Annotated in this window: 22 protein-coding genes; 20 read left to right on the top strand and 2 right to left on the bottom strand. The window is 62.9% G+C overall.

Annotation, left to right across the window (positions count from 1 at the left end):
- Positions 1-4 precede the first annotated feature (4 nt).
- The gene (locus H3H39_RS09005) at positions 5-2,512 is read left to right on the top strand and encodes a chemotaxis protein CheW (RefSeq protein WP_229217934.1); all 2,508 of its coding nucleotides are present in this window, start codon (positions 5-7) and stop codon (positions 2,510-2,512) included.
- A 33-nt stretch (positions 2,513-2,545) separates the two neighbouring features.
- Here the strand turns inward: H3H39_RS09005 and H3H39_RS09010 are convergent, their stop codons facing one another.
- Together H3H39_RS09010 and H3H39_RS09015 are read right to left on the bottom strand one after the other, a co-directional pair.
- A complete protein-coding gene (locus H3H39_RS09010) occupies positions 2,546-3,283 on the bottom strand; it encodes an SAM-dependent methyltransferase (RefSeq protein WP_182153003.1) in 738 nt (245 codons plus the stop codon).
- Between the two features lie 36 nt (positions 3,284-3,319).
- Entirely contained in the window at positions 3,320-3,940 is a 621-nt protein-coding gene (locus H3H39_RS09015) for a Maf-like protein (protein WP_182153004.1), read from the bottom strand.
- A gap of 155 nt (positions 3,941-4,095) precedes the next feature.
- Between H3H39_RS09015 and H3H39_RS09020 the strand changes: the two genes are divergently transcribed.
- The 19 genes from H3H39_RS09020 to recO all read left to right on the top strand — a co-directional run bounded on the left by H3H39_RS09020 (position 4,096) and on the right by recO (position 20,574).
- Positions 4,096-4,593, top strand: coding sequence for a YceD family protein (locus H3H39_RS09020; protein ID WP_182153005.1), 498 nt, complete (start codon positions 4,096-4,098; stop codon positions 4,591-4,593).
- Between the two features lie 189 nt (positions 4,594-4,782).
- Positions 4,783-4,965: a 50S ribosomal protein L32 gene (gene rpmF, locus H3H39_RS09025; protein WP_008449924.1), complete on the top strand. Its 183-nt coding sequence runs from the start codon at positions 4,783-4,785 to the stop codon at positions 4,963-4,965.
- 194 nt (positions 4,966-5,159) lie between these two features.
- Complete coding sequence (plsX, locus tag H3H39_RS09030) at positions 5,160-6,221, top strand: phosphate acyltransferase PlsX (RefSeq protein ID WP_182153006.1); 1,062 nt, start codon at positions 5,160-5,162, stop codon at positions 6,219-6,221.
- Between the two features lie 16 nt (positions 6,222-6,237).
- Positions 6,238-7,224: a beta-ketoacyl-ACP synthase III gene (locus H3H39_RS09035; protein WP_311196878.1), complete on the top strand. Its 987-nt coding sequence runs from the start codon at positions 6,238-6,240 to the stop codon at positions 7,222-7,224.
- A gap of 113 nt (positions 7,225-7,337) precedes the next feature.
- Positions 7,338-8,279, top strand: a complete 942-nt coding sequence (gene fabD, locus H3H39_RS09040) for an ACP S-malonyltransferase (protein WP_182153008.1) — start codon at positions 7,338-7,340, stop codon at positions 8,277-8,279.
- 45 nt (positions 8,280-8,324) lie between these two features.
- Positions 8,325-9,071: a 3-oxoacyl-ACP reductase FabG gene (gene fabG, locus H3H39_RS09045; protein ID WP_182153009.1), complete on the top strand. Its 747-nt coding sequence runs from the start codon at positions 8,325-8,327 to the stop codon at positions 9,069-9,071.
- Positions 9,072-9,215: 144 nt separating this feature from the next.
- Positions 9,216-9,455, top strand: coding sequence for an acyl carrier protein (gene acpP, locus H3H39_RS09050; protein ID WP_055936274.1), 240 nt, complete (start codon positions 9,216-9,218; stop codon positions 9,453-9,455).
- Positions 9,456-9,484: 29 nt separating this feature from the next.
- Positions 9,485-10,732 carry a beta-ketoacyl-ACP synthase II gene (fabF, locus tag H3H39_RS09055; RefSeq protein WP_182153010.1) on the top strand — a complete coding sequence of 416 codons (1,248 nt, stop codon included), beginning with the start codon at positions 9,485-9,487 and terminating at the stop codon, positions 10,730-10,732.
- Positions 10,733-10,888: 156 nt separating this feature from the next.
- Positions 10,889-11,356, top strand: coding sequence for a hypothetical protein (locus H3H39_RS09060; protein WP_182153011.1), 468 nt, complete (start codon positions 10,889-10,891; stop codon positions 11,354-11,356).
- A gap of 67 nt (positions 11,357-11,423) precedes the next feature.
- On the top strand, positions 11,424-12,047 hold the full coding sequence (gene rpoE / locus H3H39_RS09065; RefSeq protein ID WP_182153012.1) for an RNA polymerase sigma factor RpoE: 624 nt from the start codon (positions 11,424-11,426) through the stop codon (positions 12,045-12,047).
- Between the two features lie 96 nt (positions 12,048-12,143).
- On the top strand, positions 12,144-12,551 hold the full coding sequence (locus H3H39_RS09070) for an RseA family anti-sigma factor (protein WP_182153013.1): 408 nt from the start codon (positions 12,144-12,146) through the stop codon (positions 12,549-12,551).
- A 156-nt stretch (positions 12,552-12,707) separates the two neighbouring features.
- Positions 12,708-14,207 carry a DegQ family serine endoprotease gene (locus H3H39_RS09075; RefSeq protein WP_182153014.1) on the top strand — a complete coding sequence of 500 codons (1,500 nt, stop codon included), beginning with the start codon at positions 12,708-12,710 and terminating at the stop codon, positions 14,205-14,207.
- Positions 14,208-14,288: 81 nt separating this feature from the next.
- Complete coding sequence (locus H3H39_RS09080) at positions 14,289-14,540, top strand: glutaredoxin family protein (protein WP_182153100.1); 252 nt, start codon at positions 14,289-14,291, stop codon at positions 14,538-14,540.
- Positions 14,541-14,804: 264 nt separating this feature from the next.
- Entirely contained in the window at positions 14,805-16,598 is a 1,794-nt protein-coding gene (gene lepA / locus H3H39_RS09085) for a translation elongation factor 4 (protein WP_182153015.1), read from the top strand.
- A complete protein-coding gene (lepB, locus tag H3H39_RS09090; protein WP_182153016.1) occupies positions 16,595-17,512 on the top strand; it encodes a signal peptidase I in 918 nt (305 codons plus the stop codon). Before lepA ends, lepB begins: the two co-directional genes overlap by 4 nt.
- Positions 17,513-17,521: 9 nt before the next feature.
- Positions 17,522-17,914, top strand: a complete 393-nt coding sequence (locus tag H3H39_RS09095) for a DUF4845 domain-containing protein (RefSeq protein WP_182153017.1) — start codon at positions 17,522-17,524, stop codon at positions 17,912-17,914.
- Between the two features lie 48 nt (positions 17,915-17,962).
- Complete coding sequence (rnc, locus tag H3H39_RS09100; protein WP_229217935.1) at positions 17,963-18,769, top strand: ribonuclease III; 807 nt, start codon at positions 17,963-17,965, stop codon at positions 18,767-18,769.
- Positions 18,770-18,798: 29 nt separating this feature from the next.
- The gene (gene era / locus H3H39_RS09105; RefSeq protein WP_182153019.1) at positions 18,799-19,701 is read left to right on the top strand and encodes a GTPase Era; all 903 of its coding nucleotides are present in this window, start codon (positions 18,799-18,801) and stop codon (positions 19,699-19,701) included.
- Between the two features lie 24 nt (positions 19,702-19,725).
- Positions 19,726-20,574, top strand: coding sequence for a DNA repair protein RecO (recO, locus tag H3H39_RS09110; protein WP_182153020.1), 849 nt, complete (start codon positions 19,726-19,728; stop codon positions 20,572-20,574).
- Positions 20,575-20,610 lie beyond the last annotated feature (36 nt).

Below are 20,610 nucleotides of genomic sequence, written 5' to 3' on the forward strand. Positions count from 1 at the left end.
GGATATGTATCCTGTATTTCCGGTCGACCGCTTCCTGCCGTACATGCCCGACGTGGGCAAATGCGAGCGCTCGCTCCATGAACTCAACCTGATGTGGCGCATGATCGAGGCGTCCGCCAAGATGAACTGTCCGGCTGAGGCGCGGATGATCCTGCCCACCATGACCGCCACGCGCGCCGGCATCGGCCAGCTGGAGCAAGACCTGGTCACCAGCCTGGCGCGGGAAAAGACCAACACGGTGCTGGCGGAATTGGCCACCAAGTCGCGCTACATCATCGAGATTGTGGTGCGCAACCTGTACGAGCGCACGGCCGATGTCGGCTTCCTGGCGACCGACCACGAACTGTGTTCCTTCGTCGCCGGACTGGGTGGCGACGCGGCCGCGATCCGGCGGCGCCTGCGTTCCTATCGCAGCAAGTATTCCGTGTACGATGAAGTCATGTTGCTGGCGCCTGATGGCACGGTGTTGGCGCAGATCGGCGAAACGGACCCGGTGTCGCGCAGCCACGACCCGCTGGTCGCCGCCACGCTCGCCGGCGACGGTTATATCGAGACCTTCCGCGCCAGCGACCTGCGTCCCGGACAACGGGAGGCCTTGATTTACTCGCGCCGCATGCACCATCCGGCGACCGGCGAGGTCACCGGCGTGCTGTGCCTGTGCTTCCGGTTCGAAGAGGAGATGGGGCGCATTTTCCGGACCCACCGCGACCATTCGGGACGCTCCATCATGCTGCTGCTGGATGCCGACGACCGGGTGATCGCCAGCGCCGATCCGCTCTGGGTGCCGCTGGGCGTCCAGGTGCCGGTCAACCGGCAATCCACGCCCGCGCTGATGAAGTACGCGGGCCGCGATTACCTCGTGCGCACGGCGGACTCGGCCGGCTACCAAGGCTATCCGGGGCCGGCAGGCTGGCAGGGACAGGTGATGATTCCGGTCGACGTGGCGTTCGGCCGCGCGGACAGCGAAGTGCTGGCCAGCCTGGCGCCTGAATGGGCCGATGGCCTGTTGTCGCATGCGCATACGTTTTGTCCGCCGCTGCACGAGATTATCGGCGCGGCCGACATGATACGGCGGGTGGTCTGGAACGGGCAGGTCATGAGCGCCGGCCAGGACGGCGACCTGGCCCGGCTGCAAAGCGTGCTGGAACAAATCAGCGAGACGGGCGCGCTCAGCGACGCCTTGTTCTCCCGTTCGATCGGCGAGTTGTTCGAGACGGTGCTGGCGTCGGGGCTGCGCGACGCGGAATTCGCATCGCACCTGATGGTCGACCTGCTGGACCGCAACCTGTACGAGCGGGCCAACGATTGCCGCTGGTGGGCGTTGTCGCCGGAACTGGGCTCGCTGCTGGCGGGCGACCTGCCGGACCGTGGCGCGCGCATGGCGCGCATACTGGAATACATTCATGGCCTGTACACCGTCTATTCCACGTTGCTGGTGTACGACCACGAAGGGCGCATCGTCGCCAGCTCCGGCCCTTGCGGCGCGTCGACGATCGATGCCGAGGCGCTGGCGGCGGTCAAGCGATTGCGCACGGAGCAGGAATACCACGTGACGCCATTTGTCGCGTCGCCGCTGTACGACGGCAAGCCGACTTATGTCTATCATGCGGCGCTGCGCGCGCCCGGCGGCGCCCGGCCGGTGATCGGCGGGATTGCGATTGTGTTCGACGCGGCCACCGAATTTGACGCCATGCTGCGCGGCACCCTGGGTGGCCAGCACGGCTTGCATGGCTACTTCCTTGATCGTTCGGGCGCCATCATCGCCAGCACCGACCCGGCCCGGCCGGTCGGCGCCCGCTTCGAGATCGCGCCGCATCTGGCGGCGATGGAAAAGGGGCGCAGCGGTTCCTGCTTGCTGACGCACGATGGGCATTACGCGCTGATGGGGTGCACGGTATCGCACGGCTACCGCGAGTTCAAGGTGACGGACGGCTATCCAGCTGATGTGATGGCCGTGGTGGTGGAATCGTTCGGGGCCGTCAGGGATGGCATGCAGGCCCGGCTGGTGCCACCACCCGCGCGCAAGGTGGCGCTGGGGGCGGGGCAGGGGGCGGAGTTCGCCACGTTCTTTGTCGGCGGCGCCTTGTTTGCGCTGCCGGCCGCCGACGTGCAGGAGGCACGCGCGGCGTCCAGGCTGGCGCCGGTTTCCATGGGGGGCGGCAATACGTGCCTGGGCGTCGTCGCGCTAGAGGAGGGCGAGGCCAATGCGGCCGACTTTGTCTGGGTCTACGACCTGGGGCTACTGGTGGCGGGGCAGCGGACCGCACTCGATGGCCGGTCGCAGATCGTGGTGGTGCGCCATGGTGCGCGCACCGTCGGACTGCTGGTGAGCGAGCTGCATGGCGTGGCGAAATTCCATCCGGAAGACTTGATCGCGCTGCCCCTGGCGGGTAAGGATGGCGGCGCACTGGTCAATCAGGTGGTCAAGGTGGACCAAGGGGAGTGCTTGATCCAGGTAATTGACCCCGTGCAGCTGTTTTCCTTGTTGAAAAACGTTGAAACGCGGTCGTGACCGGGCGGCTCGCCACGCCGGACGGTCACCGCCTTATTGGCCCAGCAACAGGAACACCGTCGGCTTCTTGTGGAAATCCGGCACCTTGCCGTCGGCAAGCTGGCTCTTCCACTTGGCGCCCGTCATGGTGCGGATGGTTTCCGATGGCAGGCTGAGGTCGGTCGCCACGCAGATCAGGGTGCCCGGCTGGCAGGCCGCCACCAGCGCTTCCAGCATGGCAGCGTTGCGGTACGGCGTTTCGATGAACAGCTGCGTTTGCTTCTCCGCGCGCGAGCGTTTTTCCAGGTCCTGGATGCGCTTGGTGCGCTGGGCCGCGTCCGTGGGCAGGTAGCCGTTGAAGGCGAAGCTTTGGCCGTTCAGCCCGCTGGCCATCACGGCCAGCAGCAGCGACGATGGCCCCACCAGCGGCCGCACGGGGATGCCGTGCTGGTGCGCCAGCCGCACCAGGTCGGCGCCAGGGTCGGCCACGGCCGGCACGCCCGCTTCCGACACCAGGCCCGCGTCGCGCCCCGCCAGCAGGGGCGCCAGCAGGCCGGCCAATGCTTGCGCCGGGGTGTTCACGTTCAGTTCGGCGATCTGGATTTCCTGCAGCGTCTTGCGCAGGGGGTGGGCGGCGCCCACCAGCTTGAGGAAGGCGCGCGCCGTTTTGGCGTTCTCGGCCACGAAATAGTCGAGGCTGGCCGTGGTGGCTTGCACCTGCTCGGGAATGACGTGCGACAGCGCTTCGGTGGCGCCCAGGGTGTTGGGGATCAGGTAGAGAGTGCCTGGCATGGATGCTTGCTTTTCTTGTTAGTGGTACGGAATGGTTCAGGCGGCGCCGAAGAAGGGCACGCCAATCTGGCGCAGCATGCCAGTGAGTGCGATCAGTGGCAAGCCTGTCAGCGCGGTCGGGTCGCTATTGTCGATCCGTTCCAGGATGGCGATGCCCAGCCCTTCGTTCTTGGCGCTGCCGGCGCAGTCGTACGGTTGTTCGATGCGCAAGTAGGCGTCCAGTTCCGCGTCCGGCAGGTCGCGGAAGGTGACGACGGTCTGGATATCCTGCACCTGGGCGGCGCCGGCCGGGTCGGCGGCGCGGCCGTCCCACACGCACAGGGCCGTGTGGAACACGACGCGCCGGCCCCGCATCTGCTGCAACTGGCGCAGGGCGTTGGCGTGGTCGCCCGGCTTGCCGATCTGCTGCTCATCGAGCGTGGCCACCTGGTCCGAGCCGATGACGATGCTGCCGGGCAGACGGGCGGCCACGGCGGCCGCCTTTTCGCGCGCCAGGCGCAGGGCGGTGGCGCTGGGCGATTCGCCGGGCAGGGGGCTTTCGTCGATGTCGGGCACGGCCACGTCGAAGGGCAGCCGCAGGCGCGACAGGAGTTCCTTGCGGTAGGCGGAGCTGGAGGCTAAAACGAGACGGACGGGCAGGGTGTCTGGAGGCTTCATGCAATATTTTGGCCGGGATGCTGGCTTGGTGAGAAGAAATGTTATATGCTCTGACGCCGGACGAAAAAGCGGAAAAGGGCGTAAAAAATGCGCCTGGCTTTGACTCGGTGGCGAAAACCCTGTTATTATCGCAGGTTTTCCGGGGAAGCTAGTCCATGAGCGCTGTTGTGATCGACGCATTTGATTTCTGTCGCACGAACGGGGTCAGCGAGGGCGTCACGCCTGTCGCTGAGATGACCCGCCTGACGAAAGATTGCGCGGACCAGTCCGGCACGATCAGCTGGAAGCTCGAAGGCGGCACCAGCAAGCACGGTTTTCCGCAGATTCGTCTGTCGGTGGCTGGCACGGTGCAGCTGGTATGCCAGCGTTGCCTGACCCCATATGAACACAAGATCGATACTTCGACGTTGCTGATGCTCGGTAAAGACGACGCGCACGCCGACGAGATCGAGGAAATCGTGGATGATGAAACCATCGACGTCATCGTCGGCACCCGTAGCATGCAGGTGGCCGACCTGGTCGAAGACGAGGCCCTGTTGGCCTTGCCGCATACGCCCAAGCATGACGTCTGCCCTGACGCGGCATTGGTGAAAGCGGCCCAAAGCGTGAAGCCGTCGCCATTCGACGCCCTCAAGGGCCTCAAATCCGAATAAGCAGTAGGTAACAAACGTGTCAAACGCGTGTAGTAATCGAGTATGGCAATGTGTAGTGAAGCGTAGCAAAAGCAGTTTAACGATGTCGGCAAGGCAAGTATGACCAGTTTTGCCGCTGGGATACTCGATTCGCATGAATTTGCCAGTCGAATGTGTTAAAATTTAAGAACTTATGTATTAGGAGTCATCATGGCCGTTCAACAGAACAAGAAGTCCCCTTCGAAGCGCGGTATGCACCGTTCGCACGATTTCCTGGTTGCACCACAACTGGGCATCGAGCCAACCACCGGTGAAACCCACCTGCGTCACCACATCAGCCCTAACGGCTTCTATCGTGGTCGTAAAGTCCTGAAAACCAAAAACGACGAGTAATCGACGTTTTTGTGGGCTAAGATAAGCGGTGCGACGTGGTGCATAACCGGCGTGGCGCCGCTTTTTCTTTTTATCATCGGCTGCAATCCTCTTTGCACACCGTCATTTTGAATCGCGTTGACCCAGCGTCACCGAGGTCCGCATCTTGCCGCGACTGATCCCTGAAGGACGGGGCGTGGTACTGAATCAAAACAATGACAATCAAAATTTCTATCGACTGTATGGGCGGAGACCATGGCCCGTCGGTTACTATTCCCGCAGCAATTTCCTTCGTCAACTCTGAGCCGGACGCCGAACTGATCCTCGTGGGTCTGGAAGACGTGGTACGTGCCGAGTTGAAAAAGCACCATGCGGACACGCACCCGCGCCTGTCCGTGCTGCACGCCTCCGAGCAGGTGTTGATGGACGATCCGCTGGAAGTGGCGTTGCGCCGCAAGAAGGATTCGTCGATGCGCGTGGCCATCGAGCAGGTCAAGGAAAGCCGCGCGCAGGCTTGCGTGTCGGCCGGTAACACGGGCGCCCTGATGGCCGTGTCGCGCTATGTGCTCAAGACCATGGCCGGTGTCGACCGTCCCGCCATCTGCAGCGTCATGCCGAACCAGAAAAACGGTCCCACCTACATGCTGGACCTGGGCGCCAACGTCGACTGCGAACCCCACCACCTGCACCAGTTCGCCATCATGGGTTCCGTGCTGGTGGCCGCGATGGAGCACATCGAACGGCCCACCATCGGCCTGCTGAACGTGGGCACGGAAGATATCAAGGGTAATGAAGTGGTCAAGGCCACCAGCAAGCTGCTGCAGGCCGACCACGAGCGCGGCGCGCTCAACTTCTACGGCAACGTGGAAGGCAACGACATTTTCAAGGGCACCACCGACATCGTGGTGTGCGACGGCTTCGTCGGCAACGTGACGCTGAAGGCGATCGAGGGCGTGGCCCGTCTGTTCGCCGACACGTTGCGCGCCGAATTCAAGCGCAACTGGCTCTCCATGCTGGGCGCGCTGCTGGGCATGGGCGCGTTGAAGGCCGTGCGTAACCGCGTCAATCCTTCGCGCTACAACGGCGCCAGCCTGCTCGGTTTGCGTGGCCTGGTGTTCAAGAGCCATGGCGGCGCCGATGCATATTCCTTTGAATGGGCGATCCGACGCGCGTATGATGCTGCAAAAAATGACGTGCTGGCCCATCTGGCGACCATGATCGCTGAATTGATGCCACGCGAAACGACAGCACAGGAAGTACCTGGCTCAACTATTTAGTGGACGGTATAGCGGAATGACTTTGTATAGCAAAATTATCGGCACCGGCAGCTATCTGCCACCCAAGCGGGTCACCAACCAGGATCTGGCCGACCAGTTGGCCACCAAGGGCATTGAAACCTCGGACGAGTGGATCGTCACCCGCAGCGGCATTTCGGCCCGCCATTACGCCGAGCCGGAGCAGAAGTCCTCGGACCTGGCCGTGCATGCCGCCAGGAACGCGCTGGAGATGGCCGGCCTGCAGCCGGACGACATCGACCTGATCATCGTCGCCAGCTCGACGCCGGACTTCTTCGGCAGCTTCCCCAGCACCGCCTGCATCGTGCAGCGCAAGCTGGGCATCACCAACAACGGCGCGGCCGTGGATGTGCAGGCCGTGTGCAGCGGCTTCGTGTACGCCGTGTCCGTGGCTGACAGCTTCATCAAGTCGGGCGCCCACAAGAATGTGTTGGTGATCGGCGCCGAAGTGTTTTCCCGCATCCTCAATTTCGATGACCGCGGCACCTGCGTGCTGTTCGGTGACGGCGCCGGCGCCATCGTGCTGACGGCATCCGACACGCCCGGCATCCTGGCGACCAAGCTGCATGCCGACGGCCGCCATGCGGACGTGCTCAGCATTCCTGGCAATGTGGACGGCGGCGCCATCGCCGGCAGCGGCTTCCTGTACATGGATGGTCCGGCCGTCTTCAAGCTGGCCGTTTCCGTGCTGGAGAAGGTGGCGCATGAGGCGCTGGACATGGCGGGCATGACGTCCGACCAGCTGGACTGGCTGATTCCGCACCAGGCCAATATCCGCATCATGAACAGCACGGCCAAGAAGCTGGGCATGCCGCCTGAAAAAATGGTGGTGACGGTGGACCAGCACGGCAACACGTCGGCTGCCTCGATCCCGCTGGCGCTCGATATCGCCATGCGCGACGGCCGCATCAAGCCTGGCCAGAATGTGATGATGGAAGGCGTCGGTGGCGGCTTCACCTGGGGCGCCGTGCTAGCCCGCATGTAATTTTTTGGTCGTAATTTAGAATTAGAATTCTAAGGGCGCAACTGCCGGGTACGCCGGACGGCGGGCCGGTGTAAGGTTTCGGGGTTTCGCCCTACTTAACAAACGGATAACGTATGACTCAATTTGCATTTGTATTCCCAGGCCAGGGTTCGCAAGCGATTGCGATGCTGGATGGCTTTGCCGGCAATCCGGTCGTGGCCCAGACGGTGGCCGAAGCGTCCGACGCGCTGCAATTCGACCTGGGCAAGCTGATCGCCGAAGGCCCGAAGGAAGAGCTGGACCTGACCACCAACACCCAGCCCGTGATGCTGACGGCCGCCGTGGCCGTGTACCGCGCCTGGCTGGCGGCCGGCGGCCCCGTGCCGGCCGTGGTGGCTGGCCACAGCCTGGGTGAATACTCGGCCCTGGTGGCCGCCGGCGTGATCGCGTTCAAGGATGCCGTGCCGCTGGTGCGTTTCCGCGCGCAAGCCATGCAGGAAGCCGTGCCGGTGGGGCAGGGCACCATGGCCGTGGTGCTGGGCCTGTCCGACGACGACGTGCGCGCCGCCTGCGCCGAAGCGGTTGCGGCCGATCCGGCTTCCGTGGTCGAGCCCGTCAACTTCAACGCGCCGGCGCAAGTGGTGATCGCCGGCCATACGGCCGCTGTTGAGCGCGCCTGCGAACTGGCCAAGGCCAAGGGCGCCAAGCGCGCCATGAAGCTGCCGGTGTCGGCGCCGTTCCACTCCTCGCTGCTGAAGCCGGCGTCGGACCGCCTGCGCGAGTACATGGCTGGCCTGGCTTTCGCCGCGCCGCAGATCCTGCTGATCAACAACGTCGACGTGGCTGTCGTCAACGACCCGACCGCCATCAAGGATGCGCTGGTGCGCCAGGCGGCCAGCCCCGTGCGTTGGGTGGAAACCATGCAGCAGGTGGCCAACGACGGCATCACCCAAGTGATCGAATGTGGTCCGGGCAAGGTGCTGATGGGCTTAACCAAGCGCATCGACGCGCGCCTGGTGGGCGACGCCATCGTGGATCAAGCTTCGCTGGAACGGGTTTTGACGCTGCTCAAGTAAGCACGGCCCCACTGGGGCAGTATCGACTTTCACACAAGGATAAGCATGAATTTAGCAAATCAAATCGCACTGGTAACGGGCGCATCGCGCGGCATCGGCAAGGCCATCGCGCAGGAACTGGCGCGCCAGGGCGCGCGCGTGATCGGCACCGCCACCTCGGAAGCGGGTGCGCAGGCCATCAGCGCTTACCTGGCCGAGATCGGTGCGGAAGCGGGCCAGGGCATGGTGCTCAACGTGACGGACGCTGAACGCTGCGCGGCCGTCATCGACGAGATCGGCAAGACCTGGGGCGCCGTGGGCATCCTGGTCAACAACGCCGGCATCACGCAGGACCAACTGGCCATGCGCATGAAGGACGAAGAGTGGGATAACGTGATCGCCACCAACCTGTCGGCCGTGGGCCGTCTGTCGCGCGCCGTGCTGCGCGGCATGATGAAGGCCAAGACGGGCCGCATCATCAACATCACTTCCGTGGTGGCCTCGTCCGGCAATCCGGGCCAGATGAACTACGCGGCGGCCAAGGCCGGCGTGGAAGGCATGGGCCGCGCGCTGGCGCGCGAGATCGGCAGCCGCAACATCACCGTCAACAGCGTGGCGCCCGGTTTCATCGACACGGACATGACCAAAGCGCTGGGCGATGAGCAGCACGCCGCCCTGTTGACCCAGATCCCGCTGGCGCGCCTGGGCAAGCCGGAAGACATCGCCGCCGCCGTGGCCTTCCTGGCCTCGCCGCAAGCGGCTTACATCACCGGTACCACCCTGCACGTGAACGGTGGTATGTACATGAATTGAGGCGGGCAGGCGGCCGTAGGCTGCCCGTTCGCATCATTTAGCAGTGATTTCGGTAGAAATAGCAGCAGACACCGAAATTAGTTTTTCAGTGCGCAAACCTGATAAAATGCGCGCTTTCCGTAACAAACAAAATGGAGCCCTAACATGTCGGATATCGAACAACGCGTTAAGAAAATCGTCGCTGAGCAACTGGGCGTCGCTGAAGCAGACATCAAGACGGAATCCTCGTTCGTCGACGACCTCGGCGCCGACTCCCTGGACACCGTGGAACTGGTGATGGCCCTGGAAGACGAATTCGAAATGGAAATCCCTGACGAGCAAGCCGAGAAGATCACCACCGTGCAGCAAGCGATCGACTACGCTACTGCCCACGTCAAGGCCTAAGCCTGTCCGATCGACTCCAGGAGAATCGCTTGAGCCGTTCTAAAAACCGTCGTGTTGTGATCACCGGCCTTGGCTGCGTGACGCCCGTCGGCAATAACATTGCCGAAGCGTGGAGCGCAATCACCGAGGGGAAATCGGGTATTGCCAACATCACCAAGTTTGATGCGCAACCGTTTACCACCCAGTTCGCCGGCGAAGTCAAAGGCTTCAACATCGAGGATTACATCCCCGCCAAAGAAGCGCGCCACATGGATACCTTTATCCATTACGGTATGGCCGCCGGCATCCAGGCGGTGCAGGACTCCGGTGTGGTCGTCACCGAGGAAAACGCTGATCGCATCGGCGTGATCATCGGTTCCGGTATCGGTGGCTTGCCGCTGATCGAAGAAACCAAGCAAGATTACGACAAGCGTGGTCCACGCCGTATCTCGCCGTTCTTCGTGCCTGCCTCGATCATCAACATGATCTCGGGCAACCTGTCGATCAAGTACGGCATGCGTGGTCCCAACCTGTCGATCGTCACGGCCTGCACCACCGGCCTGCACAGCATCGGCGCGGCCGCTCGTCTGATCGAGTACGGCGACGCCGACGTGATGGTGGCCGGCGGCGCGGAAGCGACCGTCTCGCCGCTGGGTCTGGGCGGCTTCGCCTCGGCGCGTGCCTTGTCCACCCGCAATGACGATCCAGCGACCGCTTCGCGGCCGTGGGACCGCGACCGCGACGGCTTCGTGCTGGGCGAGGGCGCGGGCGTCATGGTGCTGGAAGAGTACGAGCACGCCAAGGCCCGCGGCGCCAAGATCTACGCTGAAGTGCTGGGCTTTGGGATGAGCGCCGACGCTTATCACATGACCTCGCCATTGGAAGATGGCAGCGGCGGCAGCAAGTCCGTGGTCAACGCCCTGCGTCATGCGGGTGTGAATCCGGACCAGGTGAACTACCTGAACGCGCACGGCACGTCGACCCCACTGGGCGACGTGGCGGAAGTGCAGGGCATCAAGCGCACCTTCGGCGCGCACGCCAAGAACATGGTGATCAATTCGACCAAGTCGATGACCGGTCACCTGTTGGGCGGCGCCGGCGGTCTGGAAGCGGTGTTTACGGTATTGGCGGTGCACCACCAGGTGTCGCCTCCGACCATCAACATCTTCAACCAGGACCCCGCTTGCGACCTGGACTTCTGCGCCAATACGGCCCGTCCGATGAAGATCGAGTATGCAGTGAAGAACTCGTTCGGCTTCGGCGGCACCAACGGCAGTCTCGTGTTCGGAAAAGTGTGAACCTTTTAGCGCCCGCTCTGTCTGACCAGAGTGGGCGCTGATTCGGCGCCGGCATTCGCCGGCGCCTGAATTGCCCGGCCTGGCCGGCGCGTCTGTTTTATCTCCTTTGTTCTGTCGTGTTTTGCCATCGTGCGGCCCGTTCGCACGTCGATTGCCATGTCGATCGCGGTGTCGGCCCTGGTGCGGCCCTCGTTTGCAGTGCGCCTGTTGCGTGCACTCGTCTGCGCGGGCGTGATGCTGTCCGCCCTGGTTTGCCCGGGGCGGGCATGGGGCGTCGTGTGCGTGGCAGCCGGCATGGCTGGCTTGCCTTGGCGTGGCGGCAATCCTAAGCCGCGCCGGATTGATATTTCCCCGGTTGGACAGATACGGCTGACGGTATACCAGCAGACAGGGTACGGCGCGCTGACGCCGGCCCCGTTTGCGGACCCGCCTGCGCCGCTGATGTTGCTCGCGGGTTCGACCCTATGGCCGGGGCTGTTGTTGCTGCGGCTGGGCCGTACGGGCCAGCCTGTGCGGGAAGTGTTGGTGCTGCCGGGCTGTGTGGCGGGGCCGCTGTTCCGGCCCCTGGTGCTGGCGTGCCGCGCCGTGGCCGCGCGCGGCGGCGGCAAGGCGGACGGGACATGAGAAAAATGACGAAAACCGTGAACTTCTTGCAGCCGGCAAACTCTATTGCTATATGCGCCCGTGCTGCATGCCACCGAGGACGACGGGCGTGACGACAGAACGTGAGTGCGATCAGTTGCTGGTCGAACGGGTCCAGGCAGGCGACAAGCAGGCATTCGATCTGCTGGTGGTGAAATATCAGCGCCGGCTGATGCGCTTGCTTTCGCGCATCGTGCATGACCCGGTGGAGGCGGAGGACGTGGTGCAGGAAACGTTTATCAAAGCTTACCGCGCGTTGCGTATGTTCCGTGGCGACGCCGCGTTCTATACCTGGTTGTACCGGATCGGCATCAACACGGCCAAGAACGCGCTCTCGCTGCAGGCGCGGCGCACGCCGACCTCCACCGAGGCCAATGCCGAGCGCGCCGAGGCGTTCGATGATGGCGAGCATTTGCGTGACATCAACACGCCGGAATCCGTGCTGGCCAGCAAGCAGATCGCCCAGACCGTCAACGCGGCCATGGACACCTTACCAGTGGACTTGCGCACCGCCATCGCGCTGCGCGAGATCGATGGCCTGAGTTATGAGGAGATTTCCGACATCATGGCTTGCCCCATCGGCACCGTGCGCAGCCGCATCTTCCGGGCGCGCGAAGTGATTGCGGAAAAGTTACGGCCCTTGCTCGATTTGCCGGTTGACAAGCGCTGGTAAGGTGGCAATGATGGCGGGACGCGGCTGGTACTGTCAGTTACAGTAGCTGTCGTATTCCCGGGGTGGTGGGTTGGTGTGAAGATGGCAGGGTGGCGAATGGATACCTCCAAAAGATTGCACGTAAACATCTCGGCACTGGCCGATGGGGAATTGCCCGACAGTGAACGGGAATTGGCCATGGCCGCGCTGGCCAGCGACGATGGCCGCACCGCCTGGCTGGCCTATCACCTGATCGGCGACACCCTCAGGGCCGGCGCCGATGGCGCGCTCAGCGATGACTTCGCGGCCCGGCTGGCCCAGCGGCTGGCGGCTGAGGCGCCGTTGGACGGCGCATCGGGAGCGGGATCGGCATCAACGTCAGCCTCAGCATCAACATTGGCCTCAGCTTCAGCCCCAGCATCCACGTCGCCCCCCGCCTCAGCCTCAGCCTCAGCCTCAACGGCGGCCTCAGGCGCCCCAGGTGACGACGGCGCCTTGCCAGCCGTGATCGCTTCGGCGTCCTGAGTCATCCCGGCGCGGCCTCCCTTGAAAAAGTAGCGATTAGTAACATCTTGCCGATACGGCAGCACCGGTTTTCGCTTACCATCGTTCATGCTGTCGTGGTGCGTGCCGTCCGCGGCGGCGCTGTTTTCCAGAACTCGACCAAGAACCCTACTTTCCATGAAAAATTACATCTCCACTGGTAGTAAGACTCTTTCCGCGCTGATGGTCAGCGCAGGCGTATTGTTGGCCCCAGCCATGCTGGGCCTGGCGCCGGCCGCCCACGCGGCGGCCACCTCGGCCGTGGCGGGCTTGCCAGACTTTACGGAACTGGTCGACAAGGCCGGCCCCGCCGTCGTCAATATCCGCACCACCGAGCGCCTCAAGATGCAGGGCCAGGGCGGGCAGGGCATGCCGGGCGACGAGGAGATGCAGGAATTCCTGCGCCGCTTCTTCGGCGGCGCCATCCCCACCCCCAGCCCCGGCGGCAAGGCGCCGCGCGGACGGCGCCAGGCACCCGATGAGCAGGTGCAGCGCGGCATCGGTTCCGGCTTCATCATTTCCGCCGACGGTTATGTGATGACCAACGCCCACGTGGTGGACGGCGCCGATGAGGTCTACGTGACCTTGACGGACAAGCGCGAATTCAAGGCCAAGGTGCTGGGCGCCGACGCCCGCACCGACGTGGCCCTGCTGAAGATCGAAGGCAAGGCGCTGCCCACGCTGACCATGGGCGACTCCAACAAGATCCGGGTGGGCGAATGGGTGATCGCCATCGGTTCGCCGTTCAACCTGGAGAACACGGTGACGGCCGGCATTATTTCCGCCAAGTCGCGCGACACGGGCGACTACCTGGCCCTGATCCAGAGTGACGTGGCCGTCAATCCCGGCAACTCGGGCGGCCCGCTGATCAATATGCGCGGCGAGGTGATTGGCATCAATTCCCAGATCGCCACGCTGTCGGGCGGCTACAACGGCATTTCGTTCGCCGTGCCGATCGACGAAGCCATGCGTGTGGCCGAGCAGCTGAAAAAATCCGGCAAGGTGACGCGCGGGCGCATCGGGGTGCAGATTGGTGAGCTGAGCAAGGAAGTGGCCGAATCGCTGGGCTTGAAGTCGGCGCAGGGCGCGGAAGTGTCGCTGGTGGAGCCGGGCGGTCCGGCCGACAAGGCGGGCATCCGGGCCGGCGACATCATCCTCAAATTCAATGGCACCGTCATCAACCGCTCGTCCGACCTGCCGCGCCTGGTGGGCGGTACGGCGCTGGGCAGCCAGGCCACCATCACGCTGTGGCGCAAGGGCGCGCAGCAGGATGTGCAGGTCACCATCGCCGAGCTGGAGCCGGACAAGACCGCCAAGGCCAAGGGCAAGGGCGAGAGCACCAAGCCCAAGGCGGAGCCGGCCAACGTGCTGGGCTTCAAGGTCAGCGACCTGACGCCGCTGCAAAAGCGCGAGCTGGACGTGGAGGGTGGGGTGGTGGTGGACGCCACCGAAGGCGCGGCGGCCCGCGCCGGCCTGCGCCAGGGGGATGTGATTTTGCAGCTCAACAATATCGACATCCATGATGCCAAGCAGTTCAACGCGGCCGTGGCCAAGCTGGACCCGAAAAAGGCGTCCGTGGTGCTGGTGCGGCGCGGTGACGTGACCCAGTTCGTGTCGCTGCGGCCCACGGCCAAATAAGCGCGGCCTGTTGTCATTCCTCCGCATCCCGGGCCGTCCTGTATCATGGGGCGGCCTTTTTTCTTTGCCTGCCCATCCATGATGCATTTCACGCTTTATTCCCGCAGTTATTGCCACCTGTGCCAGGACATGCTGGACGCCCTGAACCTGCTGCACACCCCTGAGCGCCCATTCACGGTGGAGGTGATCGACGTGGATGCCGACCCCGCCCTGGTCGAGCGCTTCGACGAATTGGTGCCCGTGCTGTTCGCCGCCCTCGACCAGCCCGAGCTGTGCCATTACTTCCTGGACGCCGATCGCGTGCGCCTGGCCCTGGCCGGCGAAAATACTTGATTACTCAACTATTTCCCGCTTGCACGCTCCAATTTATGCTGCAAAATATTGACGGTTTGATATTTTGATCGCTTTGCCACCTCATAACACGGGCTTTCCACTCTGAAATCCGGTAAAATGGCGGGTTAGAAAAGCTGCTGTTTTGCGTTTTAGTGGTTGTCATCAAGGCGCTCGCCAGGGCATTACCGCCCCGATCGGAGCGCTTTTTTTGTATGAAGCCCAGCCGTCACCTCGTCGTTTCAATCCGTTTTTGAATATTTGTTAATGAACAACATACGCAATTTCTCCATCATCGCCCACATCGACCACGGCAAATCGACCCTGGCTGACCGCATCATCCAACTGTGCGGCGGCTTGTCGGACCGCGAGATGGAGGCGCAAGTGCTCGATTCGATGGATCTGGAGCGCGAGCGCGGCATCACCATCAAGGCGCAAACCGCGGCCCTGCAATACAAGGCGCGCGACGGCAAGGTCTACAACCTGAACCTGATCGATACTCCCGGCCACGTCGACTTTTCCTACGAGGTCAGCCGCTCGCTGTCGGCCTGCGAAGGCGCGCTGCTGGTGGTGGATGCGTCGCAGGGCGTGGAAGCGCAAACCGTGGCCAACTGCTACACGGCGCTGGACCTGGGCGTGGAAGTGGTGCCGGTACTGAACAAGATCGACTTGCCCAACGCCGATCCTCCGACCGCCATCGCCGAGATCGAAGACGTGATCGGCATCGAAGCCGGCGACGCCGTGCACTGCTCGGCCAAGACCGGCCTGGGCGTGGAAGACGTGCTGGAATCGATCATCGCCAAGGTGCCGGCACCGAAAGGCGACAAGGATGCGCCGCTGCAAGCACTGATCATCGACTCGTGGTTCGATAACTACGTGGGCGTGGTGATGCTGGTGCGCGTGGTCAACGGCACCCTGAAACCGAAGGAAAAGATCCGCCTGATGGCCACCGATTCGGTGCAGCTGGTGGAAGACATCGGCATCTTCTCGCCCCGTTCCGTGTCGCTGCCGGAACTGTCGGCCGGCCAGGTGGGCTTCGTGATCGCCGGTATCAAGGAATTGAAAGTGGCCAAGGTGGGTGACACCATCACCCTGGCCAGCCGTCCGGCCGAAGCGCCGCTGCCCGGCTTCAAGGAAGTGCAGCCGCAAGTGTTCGCCGGCCTGTTCCCGGTCGAGGCCAACCAGTACGACGCGCTGCGCGATTCGCTGGAAAAACTGAAACTGAACGACGCCGCCCTGATGTACGAGCCGGAAGTGTCGCAGGCGCTGGGCTTCGGCTTCCGCTGCGGCTTCCTGGGCTTGCTGCACATGGAGATCGTGCAGGAGCGCCTGGAACGCGAATTCGACATGGACCTGATCACCACGGCGCCGACCGTGGTGTACGAGGTCGAGATGCGCGACGGTACCGTGCTGAGGGTGGACAACCCTTCGCGCATGCCGGACCCGTCCAAGATCCAGGAAATCCGCGAACCTATCGTCACGGTGAACCTGTACATGCCGCAGGAATACGTGGGCTCCGTGATCACGCTGTGCATCGGCAAGCGTGGCGTGCAGATGGACATGAGCTACCACGGCCGCCAGGTCAAGCTGGTGTACGAGATGCCGATGGGCGAGATCGTGCTGGACTTCTTCGACAAGCTCAAGTCCACCTCGCGCGGCTATGCGTCGATGGATTACGAGTTCAAGGAATACCGTCCATCCGACGTGGTCAAGGTCGACATGCTGATCAACGGCGAGAAGGTCGACGCGCTGGCCATCATCGTGCACCGCTCCAACAGTGCCTACCGTGGCCGCCAGGTGGCTGCCAAGATGCGCGAACTGATCCCGCGCCAGATGTTCGACGTGGCGATCCAGGCCGCCATCGGCGCCAACGTGATTTCGCGCGAGAACGTCAAGGCGCTGCGCAAGAACGTGCTGGCCAAGTGCTACGGCGGTGACGTCAGCCGTAAGAAGAAACTGCTGGAGAAGCAGAAGGCAGGTAAGAAACGCATGAAGCAAGTGGGCTCGGTCGAGATTCCACAAGAGGCGTTCCTGGCAATCTTACAAGTGGAAGAGAAATGAACCTGCAAGTCATCTTAGGAAACTTCGCTTTAATTCTGTTCGTCTTGATGGTGGTGACCGGCGTCATCTGGTTCCTGGACGTGTTCTACCTGGCCAAGCAACGCCGCCTGGCGGCCGACCGCGCGCTGGCCGAGTTCGACGGCCGCAACGCCAAGCTGACGGCCGACGGCATCAAGGTCGACCACGCCGTGAACCGCAGCGCGATCGAGCATGCGCTGCTGCGCCAGCCGACGTGGATCGAGTATTCGGGCAGTTTCTTCCCCGTGATCGCACTGGTGTTCTTCCTGCGCTCCTTCCTGTACGAGCCGTTCAAGATTCCTTCCTCGTCCATGGTGCCGACCCTGCTGGTGGGCGACCTGATCCTGGTGAACAAGTTCACCTACGGCATCCGCCTGCCGGTGCTGAACCAGAAGATCATTGAAATCAACAACCCGCAGCGCGGCGACGTGATGGTGTTCAAGTATCCCAAGGATATGACCCAGGATTACATCAAACGCGTGATCGGCGTACCGGGTGATAAGATTACGTATGAAAACAAGCGCTTGACGGTGAACGGCAAGCCCGTTTCCTACGCGCCCATGGACGATTACCTGGACGACGAGCACTTGGTCTACAACAAGCAGTTCCAGGAGAACCTGACGGGCGTGGCGCACAAGATCCTCAACAACGAGCAGGCGCCCACCCTGAACCTGGCCGACGTCAAGCCGTTCCCGCACAACGATGCGTGTTCCTATAACTATGAAGGGTTCACTTGCGTAGTTCCTGAAGGTAACTACTTCATGATGGGCGATAATCGCGACAACAGTGCCGACAGCCGTTACTGGGGCTTTGTGCCGGACAAGAATATTGTCGGCAAAGCCTTCTTCGTCTGGATGAATCTGAGCAATTTGCGCCGGATCGGCGGCATACACTAAGGAGCGAGCATGGTGGGCATCAAGCAGAGCGGCAAGCGGCAACGCGGCATTTCCCTGGTGGGCCTGATCATCACCCTGGCCGTGCTGGGCTTTTTGGGCGTGCTGGCCATGAAGATCGTGCCCACCTACACGGAATACCGGGCCATCCAGAACGCCATCATCAAGGCCAAGAGTGCCGGCTCCACCGTGCGCGAGATCCAGGCCTCGTTCGACGCCAATGCCGACGTGGGCTACATCACCTCGATCAACGGCAAGGACTTGATCATCTCGAAGGAAAACAACGAGACGGAAGTGAGCTTCGCCTACGAAAAGAAAATCCCGCTGTTCGGCCCGGCCAGCCTGCTGCTTGAATATGCCGGCACCACCGCCAAGGGCGGCGTTCCGGCCAAGGCCGACCAGTAAGCTTTATAGAATTAAACATTGACACCACCGACGATGAATCTTCAGCTCTTGCAAACCCGTTTAGGCTATACGTTCCAGGATGCTGGCCTGTTGCAGCAAGCCTTGACGCACCGTAGCCACAGCAGTTTGCATAACGAACGGCTGGAATTCCTGGGCGACTCCGTGCTCAACTGCGTGGTCGCGTCCATCCTGTATGAACGCTATATCGCCATCGACGAGGGTGACCTGTCGCGCCTGCGGGCCAACCTCGTCAAGCAGCAATCGCTGTACGAAATCGCCCAGAAGCTGGAACTGTCGCAGTTCCTGCGGCTGGGTGAGGGCGAGCTGAAGTCGGGCGGTTTCCGCCGGCCGTCCATCCTGGCCGACACGCTGGAAGCGTTGCTGGGCGCCATATTCCTGGACGGCGGCTTCAACCCCGCGCGCGACGCGATCCGCTCGTTCTACATCCCCATCCTGGACTCGGTCGATCCGCAGACCCTGGGCAAGGATGCCAAGACGCTGCTGCAGGAATTCTTGCAAAGTAAGAAGATCTCGCTTCCGCAGTACAATGTGGTAGCCACCCATGGCGCCGCGCACAGCCAGGAATTCGAAATCGAATGCCTGGTGCCGAAACTGGGCATCCAGGTCTATGGCCGGGGCGGCAGCCGCCGCGCCGGTGAACAGGCCGCGGCCAAGCTGGCGCTGGAAGTGGCCGAGCAGGCGCTGGTGAAAACGCCGGCGGCGGCCCGCAAGGCCAAGCCGCGCGCGGCCCAGCTCAAACTGGCCGGCATCGCCACCATCCAGAGCGACGCCGCTCCGGCCCAGCAAGACTCCCCGGCCGCCAATCCGGCCTCGGGCAAGCTGGCCAATACGTAAGATAAGTAACATTGATAGAATCGAGCAGCATGACTACCGCACCCACTTCCACCCCGTTCCGTTGTGGCTACATCGCCATCGTCGGCCGCCCCAACGTGGGCAAATCGACCTTGATGAATACGCTCATCGGCGCCAAGGTCAGCATCACCTCGCGCAAGGCGCAGACGACGCGCCACCGCATCACGGGTATCCAGACGCTGGATGACGCCCAGTTCATCTACGTCGATACGCCTGGCTTCCAGACCCGTCATTCGAACGCGCTGAACAAGACGCTCAACAAGACGGTGACCAATACTCTGATCTCGTCGGACCTGATCCTGTACGTGATCGAGGCGGGTACCTTCGGCCCGGCCGACCAGGAAGTGCTGGACCTGCTGCCGAAGGAAGTGCCGACCGTGCTGGTGATTAACAAGTCGGACCGCGTGAAGGACAAGGCGGTGCTGTTGCCGTTCGCCCAGAAAGTGGCGGCCAAGCACGACTTCGCGGCCATCGTGCCGGTGTCGGCCAAGCTGCGCTTCCAGCTCGACGGCCTGCAGAACGAGATCAAGAAGTTCCTGCCCGAGAATGATCCCATCTTTGGCCCGGACGACATCACGGACCGCAGCGAGAAATTCCTCGCGTCCGAGATCGTGCGCGAAAAACTGTTCCGCTTCGTGGGCGACGAGCTGCCTTACACCAGCACCGTGCTGATCGAGAAGTTCGAGCAGGAGGGCGATTTGCGCCGCGTGTTCGCCGCCATCCTGGTCGAGCGCAATACCCACAAATCCATGATCATCGGTGACAAGGGCGCGCGACTGAAGGAAGTGTCGACCCAGGCCCGGCTGGACATGGAAAAACTGTTCGGCGGTCCCGTGTACCTGGAAATCTGGGTCAAGGTCAAATCCGGCTGGGCCGACAACGAGGCGGGCCTGCGCGCCTACGGTTACGAGTAAGCGCCAGGGAATCCCGACACACGCATGTCCACGCTGACAGCAGACCACGATACGGCTGAGCCCGTGTCCACCTTGGTGCCAGGCACCGGGGCGGACACGGGCTCAGCTCTTTCAGCGCCCACCGCGCGCCGTCCGCGCCCGCCCGTGCGCGAGCGTACCTTCGGCACCAAGGTGGGCGGCCAGCCCGCGTTCGTGCTGCACAGCTATCCGCACCGGGAAACCAGCCTGATCGTGGACATGTTCACGCGCGATTACGGCCGCGTGGCCCTGGTGGCCAAGGGCGCCAAGCGCCCCCATTCCCAGTTGCGCGGCGTGCTGCAAACCTTCCAGCCGTTGCAGGCCGGGTGGAGCGGCAAGTCCGAACTGCGCGTGCTGACCAGCGCCGAGTGGGTGGGCGGCATGCTGCCGCTGGAAAAGACGGCGCTGCTGTGCGGCTTCTACCTGAATGAACTGCTGGTCAAGCTGCTGGCGCGCGACGACGCCCATCCGGCCCTGTTCGACCATTACGTGGCCACGCTCAACCAGTTGGCCCACAACGAGCCGGCGCCCATCGTGCTGCGCAAGTTCGAACTGGCCCTGCTCAAGGAAACGGGCGTGGCGGCCGACCTCACGCGCTGCACGGCTACCCGCGAGGCCATCGTGGCCGAACGCCTGTACGTGGTGGACCCGGAACGCGGTCCACGGCCCGAGTGCGCCAGCGACACCTGGCCCCGCGTGGCCGGGAAGACCCTGCTCGACATGGAACGCGAGGAGTACGCCGACACGGCCACGCAAGCCCAAAGCAAGCAGCTGATGCGCTTCCTGCTGGCCCACCACCTGGGCGGCGCGCCACTCAACACGCGCCAGATCCTGATTGACCTGATGCAGCTTTGAACCGATAACCCGAATAACCTGATAAACGGTATAAAT

Source organism: Rugamonas apoptosis, from assembly GCF_014042355.1.
GTDB classification, from domain to species: domain Bacteria; phylum Pseudomonadota; class Gammaproteobacteria; order Burkholderiales; family Burkholderiaceae_D; genus Rugamonas; species Rugamonas apoptosis.

Excerpts from the sequence above, each read along its gene's own strand:
- lepA (WP_182153015.1), top strand. The coding sequence starts at position 14,805 with ATGAACAACATACGCAATTTCTCCATCATCGCCCACATCGACCACGGC.
- acpP (WP_055936274.1), top strand. The coding sequence starts at position 9,216 with ATGTCGGATATCGAACAACGCGTTAAGAAAATCGTCGCTGAGCAACTG.
- H3H39_RS09080 (WP_182153100.1), top strand. The coding sequence starts at position 14,289 with ATGCATTTCACGCTTTATTCCCGCAGTTATTGCCACCTGTGCCAGGAC.
- H3H39_RS09095 (WP_182153017.1), top strand. The coding sequence starts at position 17,522 with ATGGTGGGCATCAAGCAGAGCGGCAAGCGGCAACGCGGCATTTCCCTG.
- H3H39_RS09035 (WP_311196878.1), top strand. The coding sequence starts at position 6,238 with ATGACTTTGTATAGCAAAATTATCGGCACCGGCAGCTATCTGCCACCC.
- H3H39_RS09060 (WP_182153011.1), top strand. The coding sequence starts at position 10,889 with ATGTCGATCGCGGTGTCGGCCCTGGTGCGGCCCTCGTTTGCAGTGCGC.
- H3H39_RS09020 (WP_182153005.1), top strand. The coding sequence starts at position 4,096 with ATGAGCGCTGTTGTGATCGACGCATTTGATTTCTGTCGCACGAACGGG.
- lepB (WP_182153016.1), top strand. The coding sequence starts at position 16,595 with ATGAACCTGCAAGTCATCTTAGGAAACTTCGCTTTAATTCTGTTCGTC.
- H3H39_RS09010 (WP_182153003.1), bottom strand. The coding sequence starts at position 3,283 with ATGCCAGGCACTCTCTACCTGATCCCCAACACCCTGGGCGCCACCGAA.
- H3H39_RS09005 (WP_229217934.1), top strand. The coding sequence starts at position 5 with ATGTATCCTGTATTTCCGGTCGACCGCTTCCTGCCGTACATGCCCGAC.
- rpoE (WP_182153012.1), top strand. The coding sequence starts at position 11,424 with ATGCCACCGAGGACGACGGGCGTGACGACAGAACGTGAGTGCGATCAG.
- H3H39_RS09075 (WP_182153014.1), top strand. The coding sequence starts at position 12,708 with ATGAAAAATTACATCTCCACTGGTAGTAAGACTCTTTCCGCGCTGATG.
- fabD (WP_182153008.1), top strand. The coding sequence starts at position 7,338 with ATGACTCAATTTGCATTTGTATTCCCAGGCCAGGGTTCGCAAGCGATT.
- recO (WP_182153020.1), top strand. The coding sequence starts at position 19,726 with ATGTCCACGCTGACAGCAGACCACGATACGGCTGAGCCCGTGTCCACC.
- H3H39_RS09015 (WP_182153004.1), bottom strand. The coding sequence starts at position 3,940 with ATGAAGCCTCCAGACACCCTGCCCGTCCGTCTCGTTTTAGCCTCCAGC.
- era (WP_182153019.1), top strand. The coding sequence starts at position 18,799 with ATGACTACCGCACCCACTTCCACCCCGTTCCGTTGTGGCTACATCGCC.
- plsX (WP_182153006.1), top strand. The coding sequence starts at position 5,160 with ATGACAATCAAAATTTCTATCGACTGTATGGGCGGAGACCATGGCCCG.
- H3H39_RS09070 (WP_182153013.1), top strand. The coding sequence starts at position 12,144 with ATGGATACCTCCAAAAGATTGCACGTAAACATCTCGGCACTGGCCGAT.
- fabG (WP_182153009.1), top strand. The coding sequence starts at position 8,325 with ATGAATTTAGCAAATCAAATCGCACTGGTAACGGGCGCATCGCGCGGC.
- rpmF (WP_008449924.1), top strand. The coding sequence starts at position 4,783 with ATGGCCGTTCAACAGAACAAGAAGTCCCCTTCGAAGCGCGGTATGCAC.